Source organism: Paenibacillus sp. LRG-1 (assembly GCF_057220305.1).
Window position 1 is genome coordinate 1,108,481 of sequence record NZ_CM170126.1, and the last position, 19,331, is coordinate 1,127,811.

The 19,331-nt window shown below is 44.0% G+C and carries 19 protein-coding genes and 1 pseudogene; 15 read left to right on the forward strand and 5 right to left on the reverse strand.

What is annotated here, in order from left to right; all coding sequences use genetic code 11:
* The first annotated feature begins 1 nt into the window (after position 1).
* The gene (locus tag ACUUJN_RS04965; RefSeq protein ID WP_023987215.1) at positions 2 to 610 is read left to right on the forward strand and encodes a TetR/AcrR family transcriptional regulator; all 609 of its coding nucleotides are present in this window, start codon (positions 2 to 4) and stop codon (positions 608 to 610) included.
* 138 nt (positions 611 to 748) lie between these two features.
* On the opposite strand, the gene ACUUJN_RS04970 is transcribed toward ACUUJN_RS04965, so the two are convergent.
* Positions 749 to 1,036 carry a DUF6809 family protein gene (locus tag ACUUJN_RS04970; protein ID WP_023987216.1) on the reverse strand — a complete coding sequence of 96 codons (288 nt, stop codon included), beginning with the start codon at positions 1,034 to 1,036 and terminating at the stop codon, positions 749 to 751.
* Positions 1,037 to 1,333: 297 nt separating this feature from the next.
* Between ACUUJN_RS04970 and ACUUJN_RS04975 the strand changes: the two genes are divergently transcribed.
* Both ACUUJN_RS04975 and ACUUJN_RS04980 read left to right on the forward strand, forming a co-directional pair.
* Complete coding sequence (locus ACUUJN_RS04975; RefSeq protein WP_023987217.1) at positions 1,334 to 1,579, forward strand: helix-turn-helix domain-containing protein; 246 nt, start codon at positions 1,334 to 1,336, stop codon at positions 1,577 to 1,579.
* A gap of 230 nt (positions 1,580 to 1,809) precedes the next feature.
* Positions 1,810 to 2,022, forward strand: a complete 213-nt coding sequence (locus ACUUJN_RS04980) for a helix-turn-helix domain-containing protein (protein WP_023987218.1) — start codon at positions 1,810 to 1,812, stop codon at positions 2,020 to 2,022.
* Between the two features lie 64 nt (positions 2,023 to 2,086).
* On the opposite strand, the pseudogene ACUUJN_RS04985 reads toward ACUUJN_RS04980, so the two are convergent.
* Positions 2,087 to 2,188, reverse strand: a pseudogene (locus ACUUJN_RS04985) (GNAT family N-acetyltransferase); the annotation flags it as partial.
* A 471-nt stretch (positions 2,189 to 2,659) separates the two neighbouring features.
* On the opposite strand from ACUUJN_RS04985, the gene ACUUJN_RS04990 reads away from it, so the two are divergent.
* The gene (locus ACUUJN_RS04990; RefSeq protein ID WP_023987219.1) at positions 2,660 to 3,298 is read left to right on the forward strand and encodes a glycoside hydrolase family 11 protein; all 639 of its coding nucleotides are present in this window, start codon (positions 2,660 to 2,662) and stop codon (positions 3,296 to 3,298) included.
* Positions 3,299 to 3,515: 217 nt separating this feature from the next.
* On the opposite strand, the gene ACUUJN_RS04995 is transcribed toward ACUUJN_RS04990, so the two are convergent.
* Positions 3,516 to 4,829 carry a hypothetical protein gene (locus ACUUJN_RS04995; RefSeq protein ID WP_023987220.1) on the reverse strand — a complete coding sequence of 438 codons (1,314 nt, stop codon included), beginning with the start codon at positions 4,827 to 4,829 and terminating at the stop codon, positions 3,516 to 3,518.
* A 226-nt stretch (positions 4,830 to 5,055) separates the two neighbouring features.
* Here ACUUJN_RS04995 and ACUUJN_RS05000 point away from each other — a divergent pair, with 226 nt between their 5' ends.
* The 6 genes from ACUUJN_RS05000 (at position 5,056) to ACUUJN_RS05025 (ending at position 9,727) form a co-directional block, all read left to right on the forward strand.
* Positions 5,056 to 6,282 carry a M20 metallopeptidase family protein gene (locus ACUUJN_RS05000; protein ID WP_484669338.1) on the forward strand — a complete coding sequence of 409 codons (1,227 nt, stop codon included), beginning with the start codon at positions 5,056 to 5,058 and terminating at the stop codon, positions 6,280 to 6,282.
* Between the two features lie 28 nt (positions 6,283 to 6,310).
* Positions 6,311 to 7,150, forward strand: coding sequence for an enoyl-CoA hydratase/isomerase family protein (locus ACUUJN_RS05005; RefSeq protein WP_023987222.1), 840 nt, complete (start codon positions 6,311 to 6,313; stop codon positions 7,148 to 7,150).
* 61 nt (positions 7,151 to 7,211) lie between these two features.
* On the forward strand, positions 7,212 to 7,976 hold the full coding sequence (locus ACUUJN_RS05010; protein WP_226887840.1) for an enoyl-CoA hydratase/isomerase family protein: 765 nt from the start codon (positions 7,212 to 7,214) through the stop codon (positions 7,974 to 7,976).
* Between the two features lie 91 nt (positions 7,977 to 8,067).
* The gene (locus ACUUJN_RS05015; protein ID WP_023987224.1) at positions 8,068 to 8,463 is read left to right on the forward strand and encodes a serine dehydratase beta chain; all 396 of its coding nucleotides are present in this window, start codon (positions 8,068 to 8,070) and stop codon (positions 8,461 to 8,463) included.
* 287 nt (positions 8,464 to 8,750) lie between these two features.
* A complete protein-coding gene (locus ACUUJN_RS05020; protein WP_233903885.1) occupies positions 8,751 to 9,212 on the forward strand; it encodes an L-serine ammonia-lyase, iron-sulfur-dependent, subunit alpha in 462 nt (153 codons plus the stop codon).
* Complete coding sequence (locus ACUUJN_RS05025) at positions 9,209 to 9,727, forward strand: TetR/AcrR family transcriptional regulator (protein WP_196773809.1); 519 nt, start codon at positions 9,209 to 9,211, stop codon at positions 9,725 to 9,727. Before ACUUJN_RS05020 ends, ACUUJN_RS05025 begins: the two co-directional genes overlap by 4 nt.
* Before the next feature lie 344 nt (positions 9,728 to 10,071).
* Here ACUUJN_RS05025 and ACUUJN_RS05030 read toward each other — a convergent pair whose 3' ends face one another.
* A complete protein-coding gene (locus ACUUJN_RS05030) occupies positions 10,072 to 11,424 on the reverse strand; it encodes an MATE family efflux transporter (protein ID WP_023987228.1) in 1,353 nt (450 codons plus the stop codon).
* 137 nt (positions 11,425 to 11,561) lie between these two features.
* On the opposite strand from ACUUJN_RS05030, the gene ACUUJN_RS05035 reads away from it, so the two are divergent.
* Both ACUUJN_RS05035 and ACUUJN_RS05040 read left to right on the forward strand, forming a co-directional pair.
* Positions 11,562 to 12,248 carry a TetR/AcrR family transcriptional regulator gene (locus ACUUJN_RS05035; RefSeq protein WP_023987230.1) on the forward strand — a complete coding sequence of 229 codons (687 nt, stop codon included), beginning with the start codon at positions 11,562 to 11,564 and terminating at the stop codon, positions 12,246 to 12,248.
* A 1,560-nt stretch (positions 12,249 to 13,808) separates the two neighbouring features.
* Positions 13,809 to 14,387 carry a sugar O-acetyltransferase gene (locus ACUUJN_RS05040; protein ID WP_310169224.1) on the forward strand — a complete coding sequence of 193 codons (579 nt, stop codon included), beginning with the start codon at positions 13,809 to 13,811 and terminating at the stop codon, positions 14,385 to 14,387.
* 93 nt (positions 14,388 to 14,480) lie between these two features.
* Here ACUUJN_RS05040 and pdxR read toward each other — a convergent pair whose 3' ends face one another.
* Positions 14,481 to 15,962 carry a MocR-like pyridoxine biosynthesis transcription factor PdxR gene (pdxR, locus tag ACUUJN_RS05045; protein ID WP_310169223.1) on the reverse strand — a complete coding sequence of 494 codons (1,482 nt, stop codon included), beginning with the start codon at positions 15,960 to 15,962 and terminating at the stop codon, positions 14,481 to 14,483.
* 125 nt (positions 15,963 to 16,087) lie between these two features.
* On the opposite strand from pdxR, the gene ACUUJN_RS05050 reads away from it, so the two are divergent.
* The 3 genes from ACUUJN_RS05050 (at position 16,088) to panB (ending at position 19,032) form a co-directional block, all read left to right on the forward strand.
* The gene (locus ACUUJN_RS05050; RefSeq protein ID WP_310169222.1) at positions 16,088 to 16,873 is read left to right on the forward strand and encodes a PhzF family phenazine biosynthesis protein; all 786 of its coding nucleotides are present in this window, start codon (positions 16,088 to 16,090) and stop codon (positions 16,871 to 16,873) included.
* 74 nt (positions 16,874 to 16,947) lie between these two features.
* A complete protein-coding gene (locus ACUUJN_RS05055; RefSeq protein ID WP_254349106.1) occupies positions 16,948 to 18,165 on the forward strand; it encodes an MFS transporter in 1,218 nt (405 codons plus the stop codon).
* Positions 18,166 to 18,195: 30 nt separating this feature from the next.
* On the forward strand, positions 18,196 to 19,032 hold the full coding sequence (gene panB, locus ACUUJN_RS05060; protein ID WP_023987235.1) for a 3-methyl-2-oxobutanoate hydroxymethyltransferase: 837 nt from the start codon (positions 18,196 to 18,198) through the stop codon (positions 19,030 to 19,032).
* Positions 19,033 to 19,331 lie beyond the last annotated feature (299 nt).

Genomic DNA, 19,331 nt, shown 5'->3' on the forward strand with positions numbered 1-19,331 from the left:
TATGCAAGACAAAGCGATGAACGACAGTCTAAAAAAGCTGCTTGAGATTGCCGAAGAGATGATTATGGAGAAAGGCTGTCGGGCGACGACACTACAGGATATTGCGGATCGCAGCGGACTGACTAAAGGAGCCATTTACCATTATGTCAAAAGCAAAGATGAATTGTTCGGTATGATTCTGGAGGCGGGAATGGAGAAAACCAATCAGCGTTTTTTTGAATCTGTCGCCCGGACTCCCGCAGGACCAGAAGGAATCAAGTCCCCGCTTAACACCTTAACTGAACGGCTTCGTAACATCGGCAGTGGGGACAGCGCTACCAGCCTGATTTTTATCTATCTACTCAGCCAACAGGATAAGCCCGCCGTGGCAGGAATTCTGAAACGTTATCATGAAGCATCTATCCTCACTGCCAAAACGTGGATCGAAGTCGGACAGCAGAATGGAGCTATCCCTATTTCAATCGATGCGGACAGGACAGCTCGGATGTTCACCGTGTTCAAGAACGGACTGCAAGTTCAGCATAACATAGTGACCGATGGCGATAAAATCAACGAACTGGAAATTTACGAGTTCTTGATGAATGCGCTGGGGGGCGCAGGCAGAGGCTAGTGAGCCCCTCCATTCGTTTTGTTATCCCCGGATATTACCTTTAAATTTATATTTATTGAGGAAAAATCTAGGGATAACAGCGATCGGAACGGGTAATTTGCATGCGTAGCGGGTTCACCACCATAACTCCTCCATCATCTATCTATTACGATCAACAATTTCTTTGTCCTCGCTAAATACTTCAATCATCGTTAATGCCCCCGCCCGGTACCCGTGAATGAATGCTGCTGCGGAGTGCAGGGAAGTTGACTCGCTTAATAAATCAAACATGACTTCAATTGACTCAAACTCGACTGCTGGTAATTTGCTTTTCAACATCTCCATGAGATCACTAATTTTTTGATTCACTTTTTGAGATTCAGGGTCGGTTGAATTTATCTGTTCACTGGGACGCCAATTCCCATAATACATATCCTCCAAAATCATTTTCATCATGCCTCCTTATGAATACTGATTATTTATATAAGTTGAGCTAAAGATGTACATACGGCGCCACTACGCGGTCGGATGGTGCTTCCCATCGCTGTTGTGCCCGGATTTCTTAATCAAGCTAAGAAGGTTGAAATCCGGCCACAAAGGCGAACGCTATCGCTTGTACAGCACCATTCCGCCCACTCCGTTCTTATTCCACTTGTTATACTCTTTAAATAAATTTATGCGAAAAACGCATAAAAATCAATATGCAGTTTTCGCATGGAGTAAACTTTGCTTGGGTGATGAGCAATGTATAAGAGAATTCGCGATTTACGTGAGGACAAAGACTTAACACAACAGACCATGGCTGAATTATTACATATCTCACAAACGACCTACTCTCGATATGAAAATGGGACCTTGGACGTTCCCAGTGTCGTCTTAATCAAATTGGCAGATTTCCACAAGGTAAGTATCGACTTTATTCTTGGTCAGACAGATGATCCTGAACGTTGTACCGGTAAAAAGAATAGCATGCAAAATAAAGCTCTATGATGACCGCAGGAGCTATATTTCAATATTCTGTTATATGCTTCGTTGGGAAATATACACTTTAATAAAACGAATTTAGGAGAATCCGTCTGTCCCCATTAAGAGCTTTTGCATATGAAGGGACAACTCAAGATTTCAAGGTAAAGTTGAAGATAAATAAATTTTATGCGAAAAACGCATAAAAATCAATATGCAGTTTTCGCATGGAGTAAACTTTGCTTGGGTGATGAGCAGTGTATAAGAGAATTCGCAATTTACGTGAGGACAAAGACTTAACACAACAGAGCATGGCCGACTTTTTAGGTATCTCACAAACAACCTATTCCCGATATGAAAATGGGAATCTGGACGTCCCAAGTGTGGTCTTAATCAAATTGGCAGATTTCCACAAGGTGAGTATCGACTTTATTCTTGATCAGACAGATAATCCTAAACGTTACAGGTAAAAAGGCATAACATGCACAGCAAAAAAAGCTCCCGTGATGATTCACAGGAGGTTTTTTGCTGGAATTATTCATTAAGTCGTCCCATCATAACTGTGTTGAGGTAATTACCATCGGACAGAATTTTGTCCTTTTTTAATATGCCTTCGCTCTCAAACCCCAGTTTTTTTATACTGAATTGCACTCCTTAAAATTGACATTGGAAAAACTCCATATGGGAAACCGACGGGACTGACCCCAGTTGCCATTGGCAGCTTTTTGGTTTTAACGATATAAGTTCTTGTCTTCAGCTTGGGACAAGAACTTATATTGTTTCCGATTAGATGAATATCTAAAAAATCCGACATAAAAATAGATTCGCATATTGCTCGAATAATTAAAAGCAGCGAAGACCTTCTTCCAACGTTACGAAACTCGATTACCCTTCAACGGCTTCTATAAAATTCAAAGAGAGCTAAACATAATAGAGTTAAAGCTTTAATTTGCTAGGTTTATATGCAAACGCTATCATTCTATAATTTACACATAAGGGAGGTAAAAGTAAAAAAACGGGATATGCACAGATAAGAGATGTGTTACAAACAGAATCAACTAACAAGCAGGTGTATGGGACAAACACAAAAATTTTAGGAGGTAGATTATGTTTAATTTTAGTAAGAAAATGATGACAGTAGTTCTTGCAGCTTCCATGAGTTTTGGGTTGTTTGCAACAACCTCAAGTGCAGCGACAGACTATTGGCAAAATTGGACCGATGGCGGTGGGACGGTCAATGCTGTTAATGGATCAGGCGGTAATTACAGCGTAACATGGAAGGATACCGGGAATTTTGTTGTCGGGAAAGGCTGGACTACTGGATCACCAAACAGAACGATTAACTACAATGCCGGTGTCTGGGCGCCGTCCGGTAATGGATACTTGGCTCTCTACGGGTGGACGAAAAACTCACTCATCGAATATTATGTCGTTGATAGCTGGGGGACTTATCGACCTACCGGAACGTATAAAGGTACGGTGACCAGTGATGGGGGCACATATGACATCTACACAACAATGCGATACGACGCCCCTTCCATTGAAGGCGAAAAAACGACGTTTATTCAGTACTGGAGTGTTCGACAGTCGAAGAGACCGACCGGGGGTAACTCCACGATCACTTTCAGCAACCACGTGAAAGCATGGGCGAGCAAAGGAATGAATCTGGGGAATAGCTGGTCTTACCAGGTGTTAGCAACAGAGGGGTATCAAAGTAGTGGGAGTTCTGACGTAACGGTGTGGTAATCACTCAACCACAAGCTGTTCAACGAACAGGCGCGGTTGGGACTGTCTCACGGGATAAGCGGGTTTTGAGAGCTGTCTGATAGATAGGGTTTAAATGAATCGATCATAAGTGATTTGACTTGGTAAATTAAGCGCAAAAAAGGCACGTTTTCAGTTTTGAAAATGTGCCTTTTTTGCCATTAATTTAAAGTCGAAATGGCAAACGTAACAATGCGTGTCATCTGCTTAATTTGCGCCCTTCTTTGTCGAGAAACAACAGTTCGTAGTATTTTTTTGGTCGCCCTTTACTGTTGTCTCGTTTTTCAAATACCGTTTGTACGTATTTACTTTCTTCAATTTTGTTAAGGATACGGTTTGCACCTCTGACGGTCATGGACAGGCATTGAGCAACATCCTCAGAGGATAATTTATTTGTTCTCATGATTTCTGCGTAGGACATGATTTTTTGCAAGTTAATGTTGTTTATTCCGATAGTTTTGGCTAACGCGATGATTTCCGGGTCCCCCTGTTCAGAGAACTGTATGACATTCATGCTCCGCATTGGGCCGATAACCTTCTGATCCTCGTTTATAAAAAAGCTGCAGCTGCCCGTAAAGGCTTCCGCCTGTCTGTGAGCTTTGGTGGCGTTAATGTTAGCTTGAAAATATTCATGCCCTGAGCCCCACCCGATCTTCACCTTGTCGCTTATGCGCTCTTCCAGATACTCCAGCAGGGTGCAGTTATGCGCGTTAGAGGTGATTTTCATGAAATTTCCATAGGTGGTGTATAGTCTGACAAAGCCTTCCGAAATTTGGGCCGTGTCTGCCAGATTCACGCTGCGCAGAAATCTGCCGACAAGGACCTTTAGCTCATGAAGCTGCTCTTCAGATGGCGGTTCCGCCGTTTTGGTCGATAAGCATGCGACAACTGCCCTCTGACTCTTAAGCTTGAGGATGGTAATCTCGTTGATGATCTCTCTTATGGTCTCTTTAACGTTTTCCAAAGTGGGCCGGATTAAGATATATCTGACTCCGTGCTTTTTGAGTTCTGGAACAAAGTGGCCGAACGCCGTGATGGACAGGTCTATTTTCTTATCTTCCCACAGAGTGATATGGTTTTCGAGCATTGTTTCCACCCGTTCGAGCAGATCGTCGTTGTTAATGGGCTTTCCCTCATGAGTCAGGTATTGTTGGAATTCACTGAAAGAATCGATAATATACGCATAATCCACATAGATCCTAGATATATCAAGCTCAGGATATGTAACCAGTAGCCGGAAAAGTTCCCTATATAGAAGGTTTTCATTATCCTGCAAAATGTGAATAGGTACTTTTTCATCCAAGCATTCCTTATCAATTGACTCGTAAAGCATCCTGCCACTGATAACAAATCCATCTACCGAACCTAAGTTTTTAAGATATATGTCTTTTGTTTCCCGGAAGTTGTTGATCGTAAGAAAACGGAACTGACATACCGACCGCATTTCTTCTTCAATGGCGCGGAAATAGTCCATATGGGTCTCAGGCGTGATAATACCCAGCTTGATTTTCATGGTAGATTCCTTTCATAAACAGTTCAATCAAAAGAGTTATATCACAATAAATGTGATATTTCAATGTTCCGGTAGCCTCCAAAAAAAAGCGTTCTTAAAATGTCTTATTTTCTCTTTACATTTAATAAATTTAAAAGTACGATAAAATTGTTCTTAAAAAGTCTTAAAATAAGAAGGGGGGGATGTTTACTCTGTTCTTACGTTCATTCAATTTGTGTTTTGGGAGATGTTCATTGTGATTGAAGAAGCTGGAGACTTTTTGAGTATGGCCCATCAGCTGCAGGAAAAATTGGTCATGTACAGGCATCATCTGCATGCGATTCCGGAACTTGATTTAAGTTTGCCCAGGACAACTGCCTACGTAAAAGAGGTGTTGGAGTCGATGAGTCTTAAGCCCACTCCCGTAGGAGAATCAGGTCTAACGGTTACGATCGGCGGACAACATGCCGGGAAGGTGATTCTTATTCGTGCGGATATGGATGGGCTGCCCATTCAAGAAGAAACGGATATTTCTTTTGCGTCGTTGAATGGAAACATGCATGCATGCGGTCATGACTTGCATACTTCCATGCTGTTGGGAGCTGCGGAGATCCTGAAGGCAAACGAAGAGCAGCTTCGCGGGACGGTTAAGCTTATGTTTCAGCCGGGTGAAGAGACTCTGCACGGGGCAAAGATGATGCTTGAGAATGGGATTCTCGAAAATCCTAAAGTGGATGCAGCCATGATGCTTCACGTGTTGACTGGAATGCCAATTCATGCCGGGCAATTTGTAGTGCCTGAGGCCGGAGAAGCGATTTCAGCTTCTTCTGATTGGTTCGAAGTAATCATCCGCGGAAGGGGCGCACATGGAGCGATGCCTAGTGCCGCAGTAGACCCATTAAATGTAGCTGCTCATCTTCATCTGGCGCTGCAGGGGATCGTAAGCCGTGAAATTTCGCCAATGGAGAGTGCAGTTCTTACAATTGGAGTGATGGAAGGTGGAAGTACAAACAACGTGATTCCCGATACTGCCAGAATGAAAGGCAGCGTACGCACATTTAACGCCGCATTGCGGGATGAAATGGAAACCCGTATCCACGAAATTTCTGCAGGTATTGGAGTAACTTTTCATGCAAAGGTGGATGTGATTTATACCAGGGGCTGTCCTGAGGTGAAAACGGAAAGCGGGCTGAACCATCAAATGAGAACTACTATTGCCAACACTTTTGGCGCCAGTTCCTTTATCGGTATAACACAATTGATACCCGGTGGTAAATTAATGGGATCAGAAGACTTCGCATTTGTATCACAAGCGGTGCCAAGTACCTCAGTGTTTATTAACGCAGGCAATACCGAAGAAGGTTATGGTTACCCTATGCACCATCCAAAGACGATGTTCTCGGATGAGGTACTTTATAAAGGGGCTGCGGCATACGCTGCTTTCGCCAGAGATTGGCTTGAAAGTAATAGATAATATCTAAACAAAACTAGGAGGAATTGAAATGACTGAGCGACGTATGATTGGACCAACAAAATTTGAAGAGTACTCGGTGAAGTACAAAGACTTTCTATTAATGACCCGTCGTGACGGAATAATTGAAGTGCGGTTGCACACCGACGGAGGGCCGTATCAACATTCTTGGGAAGCCCATACTGCATGGTCCCATGCATGGTCAGATATTGGCCGTGACCCTGAAAACGAGGTAATGATCATTTCTGGAACAGGGGATAAATGGGTAATAGGGAACCCTGATGTCTGGAATACAAAATTTATGGACTGGCCGAAGCAAAAGAAGCTCGAACAGTATCATGAATCGCTGAGACTGCTTGAAAATTTGATATTCTGCATTGACATCCCCACAATAGGGGCGATCAATGGGCCGGGAACGCATTGTGAACTCGCAACTCTCTGTGATATTACTATTTGTACAGAAGACGCGGACTTTTTTGATCCTCATTTTCTGGGAGGCACACCTCCCGGAGATGGAATGTTACTCACGCTGCAGAACATGATAGGTTTCAAGAAAGCAGCATATTACGCTTACACTGGCAAGAATATCAATGGTCAAACCGCATTGGACCTAGGCATAGTTAGTGAAGTCCTCCCCCGCGAAAAGCTCCTTCCACGTGCTTGGGAACTTGCGGAGATGATCATGCAGGCACCACGTTCAACGAGACATCTCTCACATTCAATTATATCCCGTCCATGGAAACAAGCCTTGGTCAGTGATCAAGGGTTCCAGCTTGCTCACCAAATGTTCGATATGGCTATTGATGAAGAAGGTGCTCTTGAGAGACTGATGAAGATGCAAGGACGTCTAATGGGCAACGAAGTTCAATAGAGATATGGCGGGACCTACAAGATTCGAAAAATATTCGGAGAAGTACAAGGACTTGTTCTTCATGACTCGCCGTGACGGCATACTCGAAGTGCGTATGCACACTCGCGGGGGACCTCTTCAATTTGACTGGGCGACCCAAACTGCATATGGCAATGTATGGTCAGATGTTGGCCGTGACCCTGAAAATGAGGTGATGATCCTTACAGGGACAGGAGATTTGTGGCAAATAGGCAATCCTGAAGTCTGGACAACAAAATTCATGGATTGGCCGAATAACCGGAAACTGGAATTATATCATGAATCGTTGAGAATGATTGAAAATATGATCTATTGCATCGACATCCCCACAATTGGGGTGATCAATGGTACAGGCTCACACTGGCAAATGGGAACGCTTTGTGATATTACCATTTGTGCTGAAGGCACAGAGTTTTTCGATGCTCATTACCTAGGCGGTGTACCGCCTGGAGATGGAATCGTCTTAGCACTTCAAAATATACTGGGAATCAAGAAAGCGGCATTTTGCGCATACACGGGTATGAATATTAATGCACAAGCGGCATTAGACCTCGGTCTGGTTAGTGAGGTACTGCCTCGTGAAAAGCTTCTTCCACGTGCGTGGGAACTGGCAGAGATGATCATGCAGGCACCTCGCTTTGTAAGACATCTTACTCATTCGATTGTGTCGCACACATGGAAAAAAGCCCTTGCCAACGATCAAGGTCTCCAGCTTACTCACCAATTGTATGACATGGCCATTGATGAAGAGGGTGTTCTTGAGAGGCTGATGAAAATCAAGGAACGTTTTCAGAGGAACGAGCGATAGTTTAAACGATGCCGAACGTTTATATTGGTCAAGCAGTAGGAAGATCTTATGCCAAAGAAAACTGAAAACTGAGAAAGGATGTAAGGGTGCTATGAAATCTTTGACAGAACTCTATAAGGTTGGCAGTGGACCATTCAGCCCCCATACAATGGGGCCGGAGAAAGCCGCCAGAATCTTCAAATCAGAAAATGAGGATGCCGAACGATTCAAGGCATTGATTTATGGTTCCCTTGCAAAAACAGGCAAAGGCCATATGACGGACAAGGCCATTATTAAAGCACTGTCACCATTTCCAACGGAGATTGAATTTGTTCCACACGCAGATTTTATTCTGCCCCATCCCAATACCATTGATTTTTTTGCTTACAAAGACGGGCGGCAAACAACATCCATGCGTGCTGTAAGTATCGGCGGCGGGGACATCGTTATTGAGGGACGGGAGGAGATGCTGGCGCCCGATGTCTATAGGGAGAATAGTTTTGTATAAATTAGTAAAATTTGTAAAGATAACAATATCCGCCTAAGCGATTACGTCGAGCAGTGTGAAGGCAAACAGATATGGGATTTTTTCTATGGGATTTGGGAAGCGATGAAGCATTCGGTCAACGAGGGGCTTTCAGTCACAGGTATTCTGGAAGGCGGTCTCCATGAGAACGCAAGGCGCAATTTCTTTATAATCAGCGGCATATTGATGAGAGCCCGGAGACGCGGGAAAACAGGATTGTCAGCGCATATGCTTTCGCGGTCAGCGAACAAAATGCCGCCGCCGGTGCAATCGTAACGGCCCCGACCTGTGGGGCCAGTGGTGTCATGCCGGCCGCGCTCCTTTATATGCAGCAAAAGAAGCATGTCTCGGACGAACAGATCCCCCGGGCTCTGGCAGTAGGCGGGCTCATTGGCAATCTGGTCAAGCAGAACGCCTCCATCAGCGGTGCTAAATGCGGCTGCCAGGGGGAGGTTGGCACTGCTTGCTCTATGGCATCGGCTGCACTGGCAGATCTGTCTGATATGGGTATCGACCAGATTGAGTATGCAGCGGAGGTTGCGTTGGAGCACCATTTGAGGTTGACCTGTGATCCTATTAGCGGACTTGTTCAGATCCCTTGCATCGAGCGGAACGCCGTGTGGCTGAAAAGCCTGTGCAAACATTGGGCCGCAAGCGAGATCACACGCGGGATGATAAAATCCTTGAGGCGACAATCGACATCCTCGCCGATACGAGTTTCGATGGTATGACAATGGACATGGTCGCGGCTCGAGCAAAGGCTGGGAAGGCGACGGTTTACCGCCGCTGGTCTTCCAAGGCGGAGTTAGTCCGAAACGCCTTGGCCTGGATGAATCGAAATCATCTTGAGCTCGAAAGCTTGCCTGATACAGGAACCTTGCGCGAAGATCTCCTCGTGCTTTTGAAGCCGCAATCGATCGCGGAAGAAGAACGAAAATTTCGAGTCTTAGCGGGTCTAGGCTCCTTTTTGCAGCATCCGGAATTTGCCGAAGCAGGAACAGCCGGGATTTTCGAGCCATGGGTTGTTGTGAACCGCGAGCTTATGAACCGAGCCGTCGTCCGCGGTGAAATTCCCGCTCACGCGGACATTGAGATGGCTTGCCAGGTCATTACTTCAATGGCTTCCTTTCGCGGACTCATCCAGCGCAAACCGTTCGACAAGCCTTTCTTCACAGCGCTAATCGATGGCATTCTACTGCCTGCACTCAAAAACCCGCAAACAGCTCCAAATATCATGGACAGATGATGACGAGGCGCTTACCAGAAGAATCTACAAGGTGGATCAATCACAGAAATGATTCAACTAACGGGAAACAATATTTGAATTTAGAACAGGGTTTGAAAAGTGAAATATAAGGGATTAGGAGGCACGGGTTTGCTCGTTTCGAAGTTTGCGCTGGGAACGATGATCTTCAGAGGTAAGAACTTTCCGATGAGTGTGGCGATGGGGGCGCTGAATAAGCAAGATCGTGCAGGTAGGGGGCATTTTCCTTTTTTAAATGACAATTGCCCTTATTCCCCGTCCACGTACCTAAAAAAGGCAGGATCGGGGAGTGTCCTTATCCTGCCTTCTTGGGTGTTATATGTTTTCTACTGTACTAACTTATCCAATTCTGGCTGCAATTTGGTCCGCAAAACATACAACATGATGGCACCAACAAGGAATGCGACCGCATCCGCAATGACAAGCGACCAGACCACCCCGTGGAAGCCGTTCATTTGATTGGCGATAAACAACACAGGAATCAGAGTAATCCCTTGAATAATTGACATAATAAACGCGGCAGTTCCTTGCGCTGATGCTTGGAAGATCCCGGTAAACAATGTGGTCATTCCTGTAATGAACAAGGATAGGAACGTCACATGTAGAATGTAGCTGCCCATTCCAATTAATTGCGAGTCATTTGTAAATAAACCAATTAAGTGGTCGGAAATCAAATAGACGATAATGCCGAATACGACTGCTAACGCCACAATCACTTTGATCGTAAATCCAATGGTATTCTTCATGCGTAATTTATTCGCTGTGAAAGAGAAGGCAATCAACGGCACGACTCCCTCGCATAAGCCCATCAGAATAAACTCAGGAAATTGCAATAAACGTGATGAAATTCCGTAAGCCGCTACGGCCTGATCCCCGTATTCGACAAGAAAATGGTTAAAGATGAGCGACATTGCACCCAAAAAGATACTCATAATAAAGACGGGAACTCCGATTTTGAATACATTGCTCAGAATGTCCTTGGTAGCCTTGAACCATTTTACGGAGACGGTTAAGAATTGGCTCTTATATCCCATATGGAAGGCGTAGAATGCACTCGCAACCAAGTTAGAAATGACCGTAGCAGACGCAACGCCGATCACATCCCAATGGAGCACGAAGATGACTAACGCGTCGAGAATAATATTTATAACAACACTGAGAATCATACCGATCATCGACGTGATTGCTGCACCCTCCGAACGCACGATATTCTCCAGTGTGAAGAATAATACGACGAATGGTGAGCCAATAAGCATAATCGTGACATAGTCCTTCGTGAATCCGAAGGAGCCAGACGTTGCTCCCAGGCCATGAACGATTGGATTGATCAACGGGAGACCTACGGCCATCACGATAAGACCGAGAACTAAACTGCTGTAAAAGGCGAATGAAGACACATGCTTTACCTCATCATATTTTTTCTCACCTAGCAAACGGGAGATGAATGTACCGCTACCCATGCCAATCAAATTGCCTAGCGCCATAATGATTGCGAATAACGGCAGGGTTAGTGCAAGTGCGGTTAACATAGCAGTATTGTGAAGTGTACCAAGAAAATAGGCATTCAAGATGGAATAAATGACGCTCATTGACGTGCCTAGCATCATTGGTATAGCGAAATGAGCTACGGCTTTTGCGATCGGTGCTTTTTCAAAGTAATGGAGGTTTTCTGCATCCATGCGGATCACTACTTTCTTTATTTATTTTGCCTTTCAGTCTAACACTGTTAGGTTGTACCTTACAGTGTTAGATGGTATCATGAACCAATGAACCTGTAAAGCATAAACTTACACTGTTAGATAAAAGGGCGGATGACATGAAAAAGCAGCAACCTCAGATTTCGGAGGATAAGATTTTGGAAACCTCGTGGGAGCTTCTTGGAGAGGAGGGCATCGAGAAATTAAGCATGAGACGATTGGCCGACAGGTTAGGGATTCAGGCTCCCTCTCTGTACTGGTACTTCAAGAGCAAACAGCATCTCTACCAGCGTCTGGCCAACCAGGTATCGAAAATGATTCTGGAAGAGTTCCACTCCGAGGGGGAATGGAAGGAGCAGCTGACGGGGCTTGCGGTAACGGTACGGAGCGTGCTCAGCCGATATCCCTGCTCCACGCAGCTCATGATGATGACGCTGCCCCACGAACCGGACATCATCCGGTTCACCAACCGTATGCTGCTCTGCGTGGAATCGACGCCGCTTGAGCAAGAGCAGAAAATGCAAGTGGTTACTACGCTTGTGAACTATGTCTTCTATTTCGTTCTAGACGATTATCAGCATGAGCGTAATGTCTCCGCTATCTTTAAGGACCAGAAAGCGCATCCGGGTGAGGAGATGATTCGCCTTCTGGACTCCATGAGCGAGACGGATGTGGGACTGTTTCGGAGGATGTTCACGAACGGGCTGTTCAATCTGATGGGAACCGACGGGGCGTTTGAGTTCGGCTTGAAGCTGATTCTGTTGGGGATTGAGCAGGTGATAAAGGAGCAGGAAAGTAGTATGTAAAAACCGCCCATCCGGTTATTGGATGGGCGGTTTCAATTAGGTTATGTTTACCCTAAATTGTTAGTGAATTTATAATCTTCTGCCTGTCTTTTTTCCTTTGTAAACGTGATTTACTTGTATTAATCATCAAGACAGGAAATATGTATCTTCAACTCAATTACTAAGCATAAAACCAAACGAGTACGTTATTTATACAAGGAACCATAGAATGGCCGGATATGTATAATATCGCCGAGCACTTCAAGCGTGTACCTGCGATTAGGTTTGCCGAAATCAAAGGAGCTGATCATATGCTTGTCCTTACTCATGCGGAAGAACTAGCAACTAGCATCCGACAGTTTTGTCACAGGTGAGAACCATCCGTGAATAGATTGGGTATCTCTTGAATCAAAGTATTATAATGAGGTGATAAGAAGTTTTGAACCTTAAGAGCAACCCGGAAGAAACATCTTGGTGCTTGGAAGCGGCGGATGAGTGAAAAGCGTTTGTTTACAGATAACATCAACACGATGTCTCTTAAGCATGTCTATACCAAGACCTTACATTCGGAGCAGTTGAATTGACGTACCGCCCATCAAAAGAAGATTAACGCTTTTCACCAAAAATCAGGAAGTGTTTATTGAATTAAAGGGACACGTTAGTTCAATAAAACAGCGGCAGGCTCAGACTGATAAAAATAAAGTCCGAGCCTGCCGCTGTTTTATATTGGAGCCAGTCATATAATTATAATCCGGAGCCTGACGGTAAACTATACCCAGCTACCTTGTATCCCACAGACGGTTCTTGCGAGCTGTTACTCTGAAAATAAAGCATCCGTTGCAACCGGATGAAGGATAGGCAGTGGCTGAAGGGAGATGGTCCGGTCGAGATGAACAAACGCATCATAACGATCCGTCATGCTGGAAGGCACATAATTGCCGAAGCTTTATTGGCTTACTAACACAATCGGGTCGTCAACGCGGATATATTATGAAAATTCACATTCTCTGCCACCATTAGGCTATATAAAAGTACCAACTGGGGTTGCACTATTCCGTGTTTCCTTTTAAAAGATATCCGTCGACAATGAAACCCGAACCAGGGAAATTATCTTTAGGAAAGGTCACGATCGCGCATGTTTGATCTTCATCATAATTTTGCGTTACTCTCGCCCAGAAGGTTGACGATCCTGTACGTAAGAGAATGGAGGCCTCCTTCTGTTTTCACATATAAGCAGATAACATACGAATGGTTGGCATTGTACTTATAACGTCTGGCCGGCCACCGTGAGATTCAACCATTTCTACTTCAATGATTTCTCCGGTTTGTACAAGAGATTTGATGACGTTTCCGCAAGTCGCCACGCTTAAACCGGTAATGTTAGAGACCGATGAAGTTGTTCCATGCTGCATCGACTTTAACTTGTTTTTACCAATTATACATTAAATTGTTAACTCTAATCGAGTTGCGTGGTAGATTTGGCAACTTGATCCTCATTTTTATATAAGTTATTATAAGTCATATAATATTAGATAATAAAAAGAATGTTAGGTATAAAGTCAGACGAAAGGGAGTGCTTGAGTGACTTTAAAAGAGCAATTGAGAAGCGGAGAAATGTACAACGATTATTCGGAGGCGTGTAGTGCTGCAAGACACAAAGCGTCTAAATTAACCAAGCTGTACAATAACAGCGATGATAAGCAGGAAAGAAAAGAAATCTTAGACAAGCTGCTAGAGAAATGCGGAGAAGACGTCCATTTTGCGAATGATTTTCGCTGTGAATTTGGGTTCAACATTACGATTGGCAATCACTTTTTCGCAAATTATGATTGCGTGATTTTGGATTGCGCGGAAGTTATGATTGGTAATGATGTTTTGTTCGGGCCTCGAGTTGGAATCTATTGCGCGAATCATGCAAAAGATGCCGTTGAACGCAGAAATGGTGGTTGTTATGCGAAACCAGTAACCATAGGAGACGATGTATGGATCGGCGCCGGTGTTCATATTAATCCTGGAGTCTCAATCGGTAGCAATTCGATCATTGGTTCCGGGAGTGTCGTAACTAAAAACATCCCGGCTAATGTTATAGCTGCCGGTAATCCCTGCCGAGTGATTCGAGCTATTACCGAAGCCGATAAAACCGGATTTATGGATGCATGACAAAACCGATAGGTGGGATCATAAAAGAAGACTGCTGAAGTAAGCTTCAGGCAGTCTTCTTTGTGTTTTCTTTTCGAGGCGGCCCAAGGATATTTAAAAATAAGGAGAGGAATGCGAGTTTTTTCTACTTAAAATGATACCCGCTAAAATTTCGCATAACGTCGTTATGCCTTCACGAAGCAATTCCTGACTGACGAACGAAAAACTTAATCGGATATGATGATTCTCATGTTCAACAGAGAAGCAGGAGGATCCCGGCAAAAAGGAAATTCCCTTTTTATTGGCTTCTGCTAGAACAAGATGCGATTGTACCCATTCCGGAAGGCTAAGCCATAGATTAAGTCCTCCTTGTGGCACCATCCAAGACACTTCTTTCGGGCAGCGCTCTGACAGAATTTCAAGCGCTAAATCGCGTCTTATTTTCAGTGTCGTTCTTAAGTTTTGCATATGACTTTCTACAATCGAAGGCTCGAGAAAAGGAAGCAGTATTTTTTGAGTCACCAATGGAGTACCTAAATCCGCGTTAGCTTTTGCAGCTAACAGTCGCTTGAAAATAGAACCTGAAGCCGATAAAACGCCGATCCTACAGCCGGGTGCTAATATTTTACTCAATCCTTTTAAATAAATAACATGTCCATATTCATCCATGCTTTTAATTGGAGCAGGGGGGTGCTGATCATAATAGATTTCGGCCCAAGGATCGTCTTCGATAATAAGTGTTTGTGTATTTTGCGCCATTTCCAGAAGTTTCCTTCTTCGCTTATGGCTCATTAAGACACCGGTCGGATTATGAAAATTTGGAATCGTATAAATAAGTTTAGGATGATGCTTATCAAATAATTGCTGCAAAATATCCAAACGCATTCCTTCTTGGTCGAGAGGAACGGTTAGAATCGTAACGCCTCGATTTCGGAAAATATCGATGGCTCCGGGATATGTCGGAGCTTCAAGAATCACAACGTCCCCAGGACCTACGAATGTTCGAGCAATTAAGTCAATTCCTTGCTGCGAACCGTTCGTGACCAACAAATTTTCAATTTGCGTGTAAACGCCTAGACCGCTTAAATATTGCTGCATAGCGAGCCTAAGTTGTTGATCGCCCTGAGTATGACCGTATCGCGATAAAAAGGTTCCATCTTCTTGAATCAAGTGTTCAAACGCCGTTTTCAAATGTCGGTTAGGAAGCAATTCGGGATCGACCATGGAAGAAGCCAAGTGAATTTTTTGCGGCACATGATGAAATTGAGCGAGTTGGGAGCGCGGTAAATAATCCGGAACCGACAATTGCCAGTCCTGAGTTAATGGTTCTTCGATGCAGGCAGTCTCAATATCATTGTTTTTTTTACGGACAAATGTCCCGCTGCCTTGTACGGAATAAAGAAAATTTTGCTGCTCTAATTCGCGATATGCTTTGACTACTGTTAATAAACTGACATTAAGCTGCTTGGAGAGTACTCGAACAGAAGGCAATTTTTCACCTTCCTGCAGGAAACCGGATAAAATTTGATCAATCACAGCCAGCACAATTTGCCGAGTAATTGAAATCCCATTGTTTCGCTGAATATAGATGTGCATACGAAACCACCTCAAGTGTTATATCATCTAGTTGATTGTTATACATATAAGTCCTTTATAATGTCTACATTGTTTCATCATAACATAACACTTTAAGTGTTATTAGCGAAAAAAGGAGGAGAAGGATGAGATACTATGTAGTAGATGCTTTTGCGGAAAAGGTATTCGAAGGGAACCCTGCGGGCGTATGTATTTTGGAAGAATGGCTTCCGGAAGCAACGATGCAAAGCATCGCAACCGAAAATAATCTTTCTGAAACAGCATTCGCTGTTAAAGAAGGTGAAGATTATCGGTTAAGATGGTTCACACCGGCAGCAGAGATTGAGCTATGTGGACATGGGACTTTGGCTACTGCTTTTATTCTCGCTCAGTTTTATGAGCCAAACAGCAACAGGTTTGTTTTTCATACGTTAAGCGGGATCCTGACTGTTTTGAAAAAACAAAATCTGTTTGAATTGGATTTCCCGAATCGGCTTCCGGAATCTTTTGCTTTGACTCAGGATATGGTCGATGCGCTCGGAGTCACTCCTATAGAAACCTATTTAGGTCGTGATCTGATGTTTCTATTAGAAAACGAGGATCAAGTTCGTCAGTTAACCCCGGATTTTTCGAAGCTTAAACAGCTGCCAGATGGGCTAGGGGTCAATGTGACATCTCAAGGCAGTCAGTTCGACTTTGTCTCGCGAAGCTTTTTCCCAAAACTTAATGTCAACGAAGATCCGGTATGCGGTTCGGCTCATTGTAATTTGATTCCATTCTGGGCAGGACGATTAGGGAAGAACGAATTGGTGGCTCGGCAGGCGTCCCCTAGACGAGGCACTTTGTATTGTCGTCTGGAAGGCGACAGAGTCGTGATGGGCGGTACAGCAGTTCTCTATGCTACATCTGAACTGCATCTCGATCACCTATAAAAAAGCCTGAACGGACTAAAATAGCAGTTCAGACCTTTTTTATTCGTATGTATTGAGTAAAGGAGTATCCTGAAATGAAATTGCATTATGGATGGATTGTACTATTTGCCACGTTCTTTGCGCTGTTTGCTGTCCAAGGCGTGCGATTGGCTTTTGGCGCATTTATTATTCCTTGGGAGAACGAATTTTCCCTGGACCGAAGTATGACTTCTTTGATTTCGACCGTCAGTTTTATCGTGTATGGCCTTTCTCAACCTGTTGTGGGACGACTAATCGATCGATATGGCGCGAGAATGATTGTGATAGGGAGCACGGCTTTAGTCGGAGTAAGCGTCATATTGACTGCTATGACTCAGCAATCATGGCAGTTATTTTTATTGTATGGTTTCTTTGTTTCCTTAGGCGTAGGGGGAGCTTCCAATGTAGCAGCTGCAGCAATCGTGACGAAATGGTTTACAGCTAAGCGCGGTTTTGCTTTGGGGATCGTGGAAGCGGGTTTCGGAGTCGGGCAAATGATCATGGTTCCGGGCTCTCTTTTGCTCATTCAAGTTATGGGCTGGCGAGGGACGGTTGTCGTACTGGGATTGTTTTTATTGCTTTTAGTCGTGCCGGTGGTTGTTTTTTTATTACGAAATCAACCTGCTGATAAAAATCTTTCGCCGTATGGCGGCGTCAATGAACAAGGCGATACCGTAGCTGAAAACAAAAATTCTTCCCTATGGAGTGTTTTTGCCGATTATAAGTTTTGGTTCATTATTATGCCATTCGTCATCTGCGGTTTTACAACTACGGGATTAATGGATACCCACTTGATTCCTTTCGCACATGACCATGGGTTCTCAACTCAAGTCACCGGGAGTGCGGTCAGTATCTTAGCCGCTTTTAACATTGCCGGCATCATACTGTCAGGATATTTGGCCGATCGCTGGAGCAGTCGTCGAATGCTGATTTTCTTTTATAGTGTTCGCAGTCTGTCTTTAATTCTTTTACTGGTCAGTCACGAACCGGTATTGCTGCTTATATTCGCGGCAGTATTTGGATTAGTCGATTTTGCAACAGTAGCGCCTACTCAACTGCTGGTTACCAAGCATTTCAACAAACATCGGGTAGGATTTATTATTGGATGGTTATTTTTGGGGCATCAGGTAGGTTCAGCTTTAGGGTCGTATATTCCAGGGTTACTATATTCTCATCATAACAGCTATTCCAGCGCATTTTACGCGGCTATTTTTCTTCTGGTTTTGGCCGTTATAATGACTTATCTATTACCCAAGAAAGAACTTGCTTCCTAACTTCAATACTTCATTTTCAGGAGAATATTCATGAAGCAAACCGTGGATTTTATAAACATGAAGCAGCGCGAAGAAAAAATCGTTGTGCTGACTGCCTATGATTATCCTTCTGCTAAGCACGCAGAACAGGGTAGCGTAGATATCATTTTGGTTGGCGATTCTCTCGAGATGGTGGTACTGGGTTACGATTCCACCGTCCCGGTTACGCTTGAAGATATGATTCATCATACTAAAGCAGTTAAACGAGGGGCAAAGAACACATTTATTATGGCGGACATGCCCTTTCTAAGTTATCACCTTACGGTGAAGGACACCTTAATCCATGCCGGCCAATTGGTCCAAGAAGCCGGTGCCCATGCTGTAAAACTGGAAGGAGCCGGTGAGGTTATCGAACATATTGCTGCATTGACGAGAGCCGGAATTCCTGTCTGTGCCCATTTGGGCCTGACGCCGCAGTCTGTCGGTGTCTTAGGTGGCTATAAAGTGCAGGGGAAAGATGCCCGATCTGCTCAACGTCTTCTGGAAGATGCGAGAAAGTGCGAAGCTGCCGGTGCCTTTGCTTTATTGTTGGAATGCGTGCCGAAGCAGCTGGCTGAAAAGGTTGCCAAGTCCTTGACTATACCTGTAATCGGGATCGGAGCTGGCTTGAATGTGGATGCTCAAGTTCTCGTTTACCATGATATTTTAGGCTACGGTGTTGAACGTGTGGCCAAGTTTGTGAAGTCTTATCAAAAACTAGATGCTTCTATATCAGAATCCATTCAGGCCTATGCAGCAGATGTGCGAACCAAACAATTTCCTGAAGAAATCCATTCGTTCAACATGAAGGAAGAGGAATTAAAAAGAGTTTATGGAGGCAAGGAATAAAACAAGCAGTGATTTGTGAAGGGTAACCGGTTTTGAAATTGAAAAATGAGAAGTTAAGGAACAGCAGTGCCAAACAGGCACTGCTGTTGTTAGTTTCACCTGTTCTAAAAAGTATACTTTTAGGAACGGTTCTAAATTAGTTTATTTCACGTTCCAAAATGTTTGTAAATTATTATTGGAACGTTTCAATATTAATCCCCCCTTTTGGAACTGAAAGGGGGAGGCATCATAGAGTAGAAATGAAGAATAGCAAATTCGAAAGTATGAGCAGTAAAGTAATAGAACTGATTTTGATAACT

What these genes read in the sequence shown, in the direction of transcription:
- ACUUJN_RS05050 (WP_310169222.1), top strand. Translation starts at nt 16,088, where the DNA reads ATGAGATACTATGTAGTAGATGCTTTTGCGGAAAAGGTATTCGAAGGG.
- ACUUJN_RS04965 (WP_023987215.1), top strand. Translation starts at nt 2, where the DNA reads ATGCAAGACAAAGCGATGAACGACAGTCTAAAAAAGCTGCTTGAGATT.
- ACUUJN_RS04970 (WP_023987216.1), bottom strand. Translation starts at nt 1,036, where the DNA reads ATGATTTTGGAGGATATGTATTATGGGAATTGGCGTCCCAGTGAACAG.
- ACUUJN_RS05025 (WP_196773809.1), top strand. Translation starts at nt 9,209, where the DNA reads ATGACAATGGACATGGTCGCGGCTCGAGCAAAGGCTGGGAAGGCGACG.
- ACUUJN_RS04975 (WP_023987217.1), top strand. Translation starts at nt 1,334, where the DNA reads ATGTATAAGAGAATTCGCGATTTACGTGAGGACAAAGACTTAACACAA.
- ACUUJN_RS05015 (WP_023987224.1), top strand. Translation starts at nt 8,068, where the DNA reads ATGAAATCTTTGACAGAACTCTATAAGGTTGGCAGTGGACCATTCAGC.
- ACUUJN_RS05055 (WP_254349106.1), top strand. Translation starts at nt 16,948, where the DNA reads ATGAAATTGCATTATGGATGGATTGTACTATTTGCCACGTTCTTTGCG.
- ACUUJN_RS05010 (WP_226887840.1), top strand. Translation starts at nt 7,212, where the DNA reads ATGACTCGCCGTGACGGCATACTCGAAGTGCGTATGCACACTCGCGGG.
- ACUUJN_RS05030 (WP_023987228.1), bottom strand. Translation starts at nt 11,424, where the DNA reads ATGGATGCAGAAAACCTCCATTACTTTGAAAAAGCACCGATCGCAAAA.
- ACUUJN_RS05000 (WP_484669338.1), top strand. Translation starts at nt 5,056, where the DNA reads ATGTTCATTGTGATTGAAGAAGCTGGAGACTTTTTGAGTATGGCCCAT.
- ACUUJN_RS04995 (WP_023987220.1), bottom strand. Translation starts at nt 4,829, where the DNA reads ATGAAAATCAAGCTGGGTATTATCACGCCTGAGACCCATATGGACTAT.
- ACUUJN_RS05005 (WP_023987222.1), top strand. Translation starts at nt 6,311, where the DNA reads ATGACTGAGCGACGTATGATTGGACCAACAAAATTTGAAGAGTACTCG.
- ACUUJN_RS04990 (WP_023987219.1), top strand. Translation starts at nt 2,660, where the DNA reads ATGTTTAATTTTAGTAAGAAAATGATGACAGTAGTTCTTGCAGCTTCC.
- panB (WP_023987235.1), top strand. Translation starts at nt 18,196, where the DNA reads ATGAAGCAAACCGTGGATTTTATAAACATGAAGCAGCGCGAAGAAAAA.
- pdxR (WP_310169223.1), bottom strand. Translation starts at nt 15,962, where the DNA reads ATGCACATCTATATTCAGCGAAACAATGGGATTTCAATTACTCGGCAA.
- ACUUJN_RS05035 (WP_023987230.1), top strand. Translation starts at nt 11,562, where the DNA reads ATGAAAAAGCAGCAACCTCAGATTTCGGAGGATAAGATTTTGGAAACC.